The 9,417-nt window shown below is 66.8% G+C and carries 6 protein-coding genes; 2 read left to right on the plus strand and 4 right to left on the minus strand.

What is annotated here, in order from left to right; translation table 11 throughout:
* Positions 1-56: 56 nt before the first annotated feature.
* Both NED98_RS22925 and NED98_RS22930 read right to left on the minus strand, forming a co-directional pair.
* Positions 57-1,397, minus strand: coding sequence for a DEAD/DEAH box helicase (locus NED98_RS22925; RefSeq protein WP_265314663.1), 1,341 nt, complete (start codon positions 1,395-1,397; stop codon positions 57-59).
* Between the two features lie 408 nt (positions 1,398-1,805).
* Positions 1,806-2,960, minus strand: a complete 1,155-nt coding sequence (locus NED98_RS22930; protein WP_265272010.1) for an acyl-CoA dehydrogenase family protein — start codon at positions 2,958-2,960, stop codon at positions 1,806-1,808.
* A gap of 178 nt (positions 2,961-3,138) precedes the next feature.
* Between NED98_RS22930 and NED98_RS22935 the strand changes: the two genes are divergently transcribed.
* Positions 3,139-4,158: a fumarylacetoacetate hydrolase family protein gene (locus NED98_RS22935; RefSeq protein ID WP_265314665.1), complete on the plus strand. Its 1,020-nt coding sequence runs from the start codon at positions 3,139-3,141 to the stop codon at positions 4,156-4,158.
* A gap of 146 nt (positions 4,159-4,304) precedes the next feature.
* Positions 4,305-4,613: a hypothetical protein gene (locus NED98_RS22940; protein ID WP_179512220.1), complete on the plus strand. Its 309-nt coding sequence runs from the start codon at positions 4,305-4,307 to the stop codon at positions 4,611-4,613.
* 176 nt (positions 4,614-4,789) lie between these two features.
* Here the strand turns inward: NED98_RS22940 and NED98_RS22945 are convergent, their stop codons facing one another.
* On the minus strand, positions 4,790-8,158 hold the full coding sequence (locus NED98_RS22945) for an error-prone DNA polymerase (RefSeq protein ID WP_265314667.1): 3,369 nt from the start codon (positions 8,156-8,158) through the stop codon (positions 4,790-4,792).
* A 71-nt stretch (positions 8,159-8,229) separates the two neighbouring features.
* A partial coding sequence (locus NED98_RS22950; RefSeq protein ID WP_265314669.1) for a Y-family DNA polymerase occupies positions 8,230-9,417 on the minus strand: 1,188 nt, incomplete at its 5' end.

Here is a 9,417-nt window from a genome sequence, read left to right on the forward strand (position 1 = left end):
CTCCCGCGAGGGCGGCCCCCCAGTCTGGTCCCCGCCTTCGCGGGGACACATAAGCCTCAGGCGCCCGTCGCCGCCTTCGGCCCGCGGCCGCGGCCACGATTGCGCCCGCCGCGGCGGCTGGCGTTGGAATAATCGCGCGTCGCGACCGGATGATGCGACGCCTTGGGCCGCGCGGGCGGACGGGCGCCGCGCGGGCGATCCTCGCGCGGGGCGGGATCGGGGCCGTGCGCGCGCACGCGGCTCGCCTTGAGCGCCTCGGCGCGCTTCATGAAATCGGCGGGGAGCGCGCGCACCGGCACGCGCTGCCGCGTCAGTTTCTCGATATCGCGCAGGTAAGGCCGCTCATCCTCGGCGCAGAAGGAGATCGCGACGCCGCTCGCCCCGGCGCGCGCGGTGCGGCCGATGCGGTGGACATATTGCTCGGGGACGTTGGGCAGTTCGAAGTTGAACACATGGCTCACCCCCGAAATGTCGATCCCGCGCGCGGCGATATCGGTCGCGACGAGGATCTTCACCTCGCCCGACTTGAACGCCGCCAGCGCGCGCTCGCGCTGCCCCTGGCTCTTGTTGCCGTGGATCGCATGCGCCGCGATGCCGTTGCCGCCGAGCAGTCGGACGACGCGATCGGCGCCGTGCTTGGTGCGGGTGAACACCAAGGCGCGGTCGATCGGCTCCTCCGACAGCATGATCGTCAGTAACGCCTGCTTTTCCTGCTGGTTGACGTGGGTGACATATTGATCGACGCGCTCGGCGGTGGTCGCCGCGGGGACGACCGACACGGTCTCCGGCTCGTGGAGGAACTGGCTCGCCAGCTGACGGATCGATTCCGGCATCGTCGCGGAGAAGAACAAGGTCTGGCGGCGACGCGGGACCATCCGCACGATGCGACGCAGCGCGTGGATGAAGCCCAGATCGAGCATCTGGTCGGCCTCGTCGAGCACGAGGATCTCGAGCATCGAGAGGTTGCAGAAGCCCTGTTCGACCAGGTCGATCAGCCGGCCCGGGGTGGCGACGAGGATGTCGACGCCGCGCATCAGGTCATGCTTGTTCTTGTTGATGCTGGTGCCGCCGAACACGGTGGCGACCGACAGCCGCGAGTTGCGGCCATAGCCGCGCGCATTCTCCGCGATCTGGCTCGCGAGCTCGCGCGTCGGCGCGAGGACGAGCATGCGGCAATGCGTCGGCAGCAATTTCTTGTGCGATTCAGCGAGCCGCTGGATCGACGGCAGTACGAAGGCCGCGGTCTTGCCGGTGCCGGTCTGCGCGATGCCGAGCAGGTCGCGGCCGGTCAGCACGATCGGAATCGCGTCGCGCTGGATCGGGGTGGGGGTCTCATAGCCCTTGGCGTCGAGCGCGCGTACCAGCGCGTCGGTCAGGCCGAGATCGGAAAAGGTCATGGAATGAAATACCTAAAAGATGCCGGGCCGCGCGCCAAAAGACAGGCGCGCGGGGGCGGGGAAGATTGACGCCCCGCGTGACTTGGGATGCCCGAACGACGATCGAGGCGGAGCCGGGGCCGGCGAGCGGCCCGATCACGCTGCGTTTTTGAACGCCTCGAACGGGGTGCAGATGAGGGGAAAGGGTTGAAAAGTCAAGTATGGGGTGGGCGGGGCTTTCGCTCACCCGCCCCGTCATTCCCGCCTTCGCGGGAATGACGGAGGTTTGGGGAAGGGCGGCAGCAACCTCTCAATGGCAAGCAACGCCGCCGGCAAAGCCGTCGGCCGGATCGGGCGCGTGAGCCGCGCCCGTCCGCCGTCCGCGCAAGCTGTTCGCGCGTTGCGCGACCGGTGCGGACGTAGCCGCGCCTACAGCTTGCGACCAATAACCTCCTTCATGATCTCATTGGTCCCGCCATAAATCCGGCTGACCCGCGCCCCGCGCCACATCCGCGCGATCGGATATTCGTTCATATACCCCGCCCCGCCGTGGAGCTGGAGGCATTTGTCCATCACTTCCCACTGCAGGTCGGTGTGCCACAGCTTGGCCGCGGCGCCTTCCTCATTGGTCAGTTCGCCCTTCAGGTGACGTGCGATCGCCCAGTCGAGGTGCGCCCAGCCCACCTGCAGCTTCGCCTTGAGATCGGCGAGGACGAATTTGGTGTTCTGGAAATCGAACACCGTGCCCTTGAACGCCTTGCGATCCTTGGTGAAGGCGATCGTATCGTCGAGCGCCTTCTGCGCCGAGGCCTGGCATGATACCGCGATCGACAGCCGCTCCTGCGGCAACTGGCTCATCAGATAGATGAACCCCATGCCCTCTTCGCCAAGGCAATTGGTGATCGGCACGCGCACGTCGTCGAAGAACAATTCCGACGTGTCGGCGGCGTCCTGCCCGATCTTGTCGAGCTTGCGGCCCTTGCGGAAACCCTCGCGGTCGCTCTCGACGAGGATGATCGACATCCCCTTCCACGCCGGCTGCGCATCGGGGTCGGTCTTGGCGACGACCAACGTCAGATCGGTGTTCTGGCCGTTGGTGATATAGGTCTTGGAGCCGTTGATGACATAGTGGTTGCCATCCTTGCGCGCGGTGGTGCGGATCGACTGGAGATCGCTGCCGGTGCCCGGCTCGGTCATCGCGATTGCGGTGATCACGTCGCCCGAGACCATCTTGGGCAGCCATTCCTTCTTCTGCTCTTCCGAGCCATAGGTCTCCATATAGCCCGCGACGATATCGGACTGGAGCGAGAAGCCCGCCGGCACCCCGGCATAGGCCATTTCCTCGTCGACGATCGCATTATAGCCGAAATCGAGCCCGAGCCCGCCATAAGCCTCGGGCGCGGTGGGGCACAGCATCCCGATCTCGCCCGCCTTCTGCCAGAAGGATTTGGGGACGAGCCGCTCCTCCTCCCATTTGTCGACATTGGGCACGCCTTCCTTGGCGAGGAAGCTGCGCACCGTCTGGCGGAACGCCTCATGATCCTCGTTATAGGCGAAACGGCCGGCGACGGTATCGAGCGACATGGTGGGAACCCTTCGATCTGCAAAACTCTCCGCGCGCCTTGTCGCGGCGGCGTGGCGGGGGGTCAAGTAACTTTTGTTATGGCGATCGATCGCGGCTTGCGCGGCGGCGTGCAGCGGCCCACGCTCTCGACTCCGCGGGCCAAGTACGGCACAGCGCCGGCAAAGGAGATCGTAACAAATGAAACTTGCTAGCCTGAAGCATGCCAGCCCGCGTGAGGGCCGTGACGGAAAGCTCGTCGTCGTTTCCGACGATCTCGCCTGGTATGCCGATGCCGGGCATATCTGTCCGACGCTGCAGGCGGCGCTCGACGATTGGGATCATGTCGCGCCGGCGCTAGCCTTGCTCGCGACCGATCTGGAGCATCAGGCGATCCCGCGCGAACGTTTCCACGAGCATGACGCCGCCGCGCCGCTGCCGCGCGCCTATCAATGGGCTGACGGATCGGCCTATGTGAACCATGTCGCGCTGGTGCGGCAGGCGCGCGGGGCGGAGATGCCGGAGAGCTTCTGGCACGATCCCTTGATGTATCAGGGCGGGTCGGACGGTTTCCTCGGCCCGCGCGACGCGATCCCGCTCGCCGACGAGGCATGGGGCTGCGATCTCGAGGCGGAGGTGGTGGTGGTCACCGGCGACCTGCCGCTCGGCGCGACGCGCGAGCAAGCGCTGGCGGCGATCCGGCTGATCGGGCTGACCAACGACGTGTCGCTGCGCAACCTGATCCCGGGCGAGCTGGCCAAGGGTTTCGGCTTCTTTCAATCCAAGCCGGCGTCGGCTTTCTCGCCGGTGTTCGTGACGCCCGACGCGCTCGGGGACTGGTGGCACGACGGCAAATTGCACCGCAAGCTGATGGTCGACGTCAACGGCGCGGCGTTCGGCCGGGTCGAGGCGGGGGTCGACATGACCTTCGATTTCGGCGCGCTGATCGCGCATGCCGCGAAGACCCGCGCGCTCGGGGCGGGAACGATCATCGGCTCGGGCACGGTTTCCAACCGCGATGCGGATGGCGGGCCGGGCAAGCCGATCGCGCAGGGCGGGGTGGGCTATTGCTGCCTCGCCGAGGTGCGCACGGTCGAGACGATCCTGTCGGGCAAGCCCTCGACCCCGTTCCTCAAGCGCGGCGACACCGTGCGGATCTGGATGGAGGATGATCGACATCACCCGATCTTCGGGGTGATCGAACAGACGGTCGGCGCGTAATTGGGCGCGTCTCGCGTGCAGGTGGCCGGCGCATGACTACGAATTAACTGGGATTTTACTTCCCGTAAGGGCAATGTTGCGTCGCGCGTCGGCCAAATCCCACGGTGGGCGCGGACGATAGAAAACAAAGACGGAGATGAGTGATCATGAAAAAGATCGTCCTTCTCGGAGCGCTCGCGTTGGGGATGTTGACCGCGGGTACCGCGTCAGCCCAGGACGCTGCCGCACCGGCGGCGGAATATCCGCGTTGCTCGGCATCGGTGCGCGACAATTGCGTGCAGGGCGCCCGGGTGGAGTCTCATGCGCGCCATCACGCCGCGACCCGGCATCATGCGTCGAAGAAGCATCATGCGACGAAACGGCATCACGCCAAAAAGCATCATGCCGCGAAGAAGCATCACGCGGTGAAACGGCACCATCATGCGGTGAAGAAGCACCACAAGAAGGCGGCCTGAGCGGGTGACGGCCCCGGCGATCGCCGGGGCCGCTCTGCTTGGGGATGCGATGCGCGAAGATATCAACCGTTCGCCCTGAGCCTGTCGAAGGGCATCCTCACCTCACCAGCTACGGGACGCCCTTCGACAAGCTCAGGGCGAACGGGGATAGGTGGCCCGGTTCAATATCCCGATCGCTAATGGAAATCGTGGCTGCGGATCGGGATTACGCCGCCGCCATCATTGAAATGATAATCCGACCGCGGCCGCGGGCGCCATTCTTCTGCGTCGCGATCGAAGCCGTGATCCGGGCCGCTCGGCGTCGCACCGCGCGGGGCCAGCTTGGGTAGATCGATATCGCCGACCTGCCGCAGCAACCAGGTGAGATCGGTGACCTGTTCGGTCACGACATGGATCACGATCCCTTCCTTCTGCACCCGCCCCCTGATCGACACCATCGCCGACGACATGACGATGCGGCGATGCGCCTCGAACCGGTCGGGCCACAAGATGCCGTTGGCGATCCCGCTTTCGTCCTCGATCGTCAGGAACAGCACGCCCTTCGCGCTGCCCGGCCGCTGGCGGACGAGGATCAGCCCCGCGACCTCGACCATCCGTCCGTCAGGGATCGTCGCCAGATCGGCGCAGGGCACGATCCGCCGCCGGGTCAATTCGCCGCGCAGGAAGGAAAGCGGGTGCGGGCGCAGCGACAGCTGGGTGGCGCGATAATCCTCCACCACCTCGCGCCCCGCGGCGAGCGCCTTCAGATGGACCGGGGTTTCGTGCGTTTCGAGCCCCGCGAGCAGCGGCAGCGGCTTTTCGCCCAGCCCGCGGATCGCCCATAACGCCTGCCGCCGGTCGACGCCGAGCCCGGCAAAGGCATCGGCCTTGGCCAGCCGCTCCAGCGCGGCGAGCGGCACCCCGGCACGGCGCCACACATCCTCGACCGAGGTGAAGGCGCGCGCGGCGCGGGCGGTGACGATCTTGCCGGCCTGTTCGGCCGACAGCCCGGCGACGATGCGTAGCCCGAGCCGGAGGGGGAATATGTTGCGCCTTATTCCCCGTTCGGGCTGAGCTTGTCGAAGCCCTGCGCTTTCCTCTTCGGAAGAAGGGCAGCCCTCCGACAAGCTTAGAGCGAACGGAGTAGGCGGCTCCGCTCCACCGCCGTCTTCAAGGATCGTATCCCATTCGCTGCGCATCACGCACACCGGACGCACCTCGACCCCGTGCGCGCGCGCGTCGCGGACGATCTGCGCGGGGGCGTAGAAACCCATCGGCTGCGCGTTGAGCAACGCCGCGCAGAACACGTCCGGGTGGTGGCATTTCATCCACGACGAAGCGTAGGCGATCTTGGCGAAGCTCGCGGCGTGGCTTTCGGGGAAGCCGTAGCTGCCGAATCCCTCGATCTGCTTGACCAGCCGCTCGGCGAATTCGCGCGTGATGCCCCTTTCGAGCATCCCGTCGATCAGCGGCGCGCGGAATTTGTCGACCCCGCCGTTCGACTTGAATGTCGCCATCGCACGGCGCAGGCGATCGGCCTCGCCCGGGCTGAAACCCGCGCCGACGATCGCCACCTGCATCGCCTGCTCCTGAAACAGCGGCACGCCCAATGTCTTTTCGAGCACCGCTTTCAATGCGTCATTGGGATAGGTGACCTTATCCACCCCGATACGACGCTTGAGATAGGGGTGGACCATCCCGCCCTGAATTGGCCCCGGCCGCACGATCGCGACCTGGATCGCGATGTCGTAGAAATTCACCGGCTTCATCCGCGGCAGCATCGACATTTGTGCGCGGCTTTCGATCTGGAACACCCCCAGGGTATCGGCGCGGCCGATCATCTCGAAGGTCGCCGGATCGTTCTGCTGCATCAGCGGGCTGGCGAGGTTGAGGCGGATGCCCTTGTGCGTGCCGAGGAGATCATAGGCGCGGCGCATGCAGCCCAGCATGCCGAGCCCGAGGATGTCGACCTTCATGAAGCCGAGGAATTCGATGTCGTCCTTTTCCCATTCGATCACATAGCGATCGACCATTGCCGCCGGCTCGATCGGCACCAGTTCGCGCAACGGCGTGCGCGTCAGCACGAACCCGCCGGGATGTTGCGACAAATGACGCGGGGTGCCGATCAACTCGCTCGCCAGCTCGAGCGCAAGCGCCAGCCGCGGTTCGCGCGGATCGAGGCCGAGCGCGGTGACGTGATGCTCGGGCACGCCGTCGTTCGACCAGCCCCACACCTGTCCGGACAGCGCGGCGGTCATATCCTCGGGCAGCCCGAGCGCCTTGCCCACCTCGCGGATCGCGCCGCGCGAGCGAAACCGTGAGACCACCGCGGTAAGGGCGGCATGTTCGTGGCCGTAATGTTCGTAGATCCACTGGATCACCTCTTCGCGCCGCTCATGCTCGAAATCGACATCGATATCGGGCGGCTCGTGGCGTTCCTCGGAGATGAAGCGTTCGAACAGCAATTTATGCTCGATCGGATCGATCGAGGTGATTCCCAAAGCGAAGCAAATCACCGAATTGGCCGCGCTGCCGCGCCCCTGGCAGACGATCTCCTGGCTGCGCGCATATTGGACGATCGAATTGACCGTCAGGAAATAGGGCGCATAGCCCATTTTCTCGACCAGCCTCAGTTCGTGCTCGAGCAATTTGCGGTGCGCATCGGAGGGGTTCGGTCCGAATTTCTGCCTCAGGCCGTTCCACGCCAGCGTCGCCAGCGCCTCCTGCGCGCTCTTGCCGGGGATGACGATCTCGTCAGGATATTGATAGGTCAGGTCGCGCAGCGAGAAACGGCAGCGCTCGACCACCGCTTCCACCGCCGCCAGCGCGCGCGGGTGATCGCGGAAGCGGCGCGCCATTTCGTCGGGCGGCAGCAAATGGCGGTCGGCGTGGCGCTCGCGGCGGAAGCCCAAGGCGTCGATCGTCGTCTTCTCGCGGATCGCGGTGACGACATCCTGCAGCATCCGTCGCGACGGGTGGTGATAGAGCACGTCGCCGGTGGCGAGCGGGGTCAGCCCGTGCGCCTCGGCCGCCAACGCAGTCTCGTGGAGCCGCAGCGCATCCCCTGGCCGGCGATGATGCGTGAGGCAGACATGCCCGCGCCCGTTCGCGCCGAACAGATCGGCCATCCAGCGCAGCGCACGCGCGTCGGGGACATGATCGGCGACCAGCGCCGCGACCAGCCCGTCGGCACGCGCGGCGAGATCCTCCCAATGCAGGAAGCATTTGCCCTTTTCGCCGCGTTGCGCGTCGGCGCGCGCCTTGCCGATGCCGAGCAGGCTGGTGAGCCGGCTCCACGCGGCGCGATCCTCCGGCCAGACCAGCAGCGAATCGCCGCTGACCAGATCGAGCCGGCAACCGGGGATCGCGCGTACATCGATGCCGGTGTCCTCGCGCACATGCTCGCTGGCGCGGAGCGCGCGGACCGTCCCGGCGACCGAATTGCGATCGACGATGCCCAGCGCGGGCATGCCGAGCAACGCCGCGGTGGCGATCAATTGCTCGCACGACGAGGCGCCGCGCAGGAACGAATAATGCGTCGTGACCTGAAGTTCGCTGTAGGTCATCGCCGGTCACGCCGCTTCCAACGCATCCACCCCGCCCCGCGCCTGGGTGGAAAAGAAAGGTGGATGACCTCTCATCCGAACGTCCCGTGGATGAACCAGCTGAGATCGCCGGTTTCGGGCTGCACCCCGTCGCCGCGGCGGAACAGCCAGAAGCGGCGTCCTTCCTCATCCTCGACGCGGAAATAATCGCGCACCGCATCGCGCTCGGCGCCGCGCCGCCACCATTCGCCGGTGATCCGTTCGGGTCCGTCGCCGCGCACCACCTGATGCCGCTCGCCGCGCCAGGTGAAGCGGCGCGGCGGCTGATCGGGCAATTCGGCGACGACGTGATCGAGCGGCTCGGGTCGCGCGAGCAGCCGCGCCGGACGCGGCCAGCGCGGGTGCCACGGATGATCGGCGGGGCGCTGATCGAGCTGGCGCACATCGTCGAGCTTGAGCCGCAACGCATCGTCGGCGGGTGGGTCGAGCGGCGGGATCGCGGCGACGGCGCGTTCGGGAACGTCGCTCTCCACCGGCCGATGCCGCCACAGCCGCGCATGGCCGATGCGATTGGCGAGCGCATCGACCAGCGGGGCGAGATCGGGAGTGCTATCCTCCGCCAACGCTGCGCCCAGCGCCTGCGCGCCGAGCGGTTCGGCGCGGCGGACGTGGAGCGTCAGCGCCTCGATGCCGTAGCCGGGGTCGATCTCCTCGATGCGCCGCGCGATCAGCCGCTGGATATGCCGCGCATCGCGTGTCGCGCGGGCGAAGCCGATCCGCAGCCCCTGCGCCTGATGATCGACCCGCCCGGCGACGAACAGCAAGGCGCGCGCGCCGAGCCCGGCTCGGGCGAGTTCGGTGGCGAGATCGCGCGTCAGCCCCTCGAGCCAATGAGTGATCGCCTCGGCGGTGGCGATCGGCTCGGCGAAGCGGCGTTCGACGCTGATCGGCTGATCGGGAACGATCGGGATCAGCGGCTCGGCAAGCGCGCCGGTCGCCTGATCGAGCCGCCGCACGATCGCCGCGCCGAACCGTCGCACCAGCGGCGCGCGCGGCATCGCCAGCAACTCGCCGATCGTGGCGATGCCGAAGCGTTCGAGCAGTTCGAGCGCGTCGCCGTCGAGCCGCAGCGCCGCGACCGGGAGGGGGGCGAGCGCGGTGCGGTGGGTGGCGGGGGGAATTATCGAAATACAAGCATATGATCCGTTCGCCCTGAGCTTGTCGAAGGGCGTCCTGCCGTTCGAGAGTCGGGGCCGCCCTTCGACAAGCTCAGGGCGAAC

The sequence above is a fragment of the Sphingomonas lycopersici genome, from assembly GCF_026130605.1.
Lineage (GTDB): Bacteria > Pseudomonadota > Alphaproteobacteria > Sphingomonadales > Sphingomonadaceae > Sphingomonas > Sphingomonas lycopersici.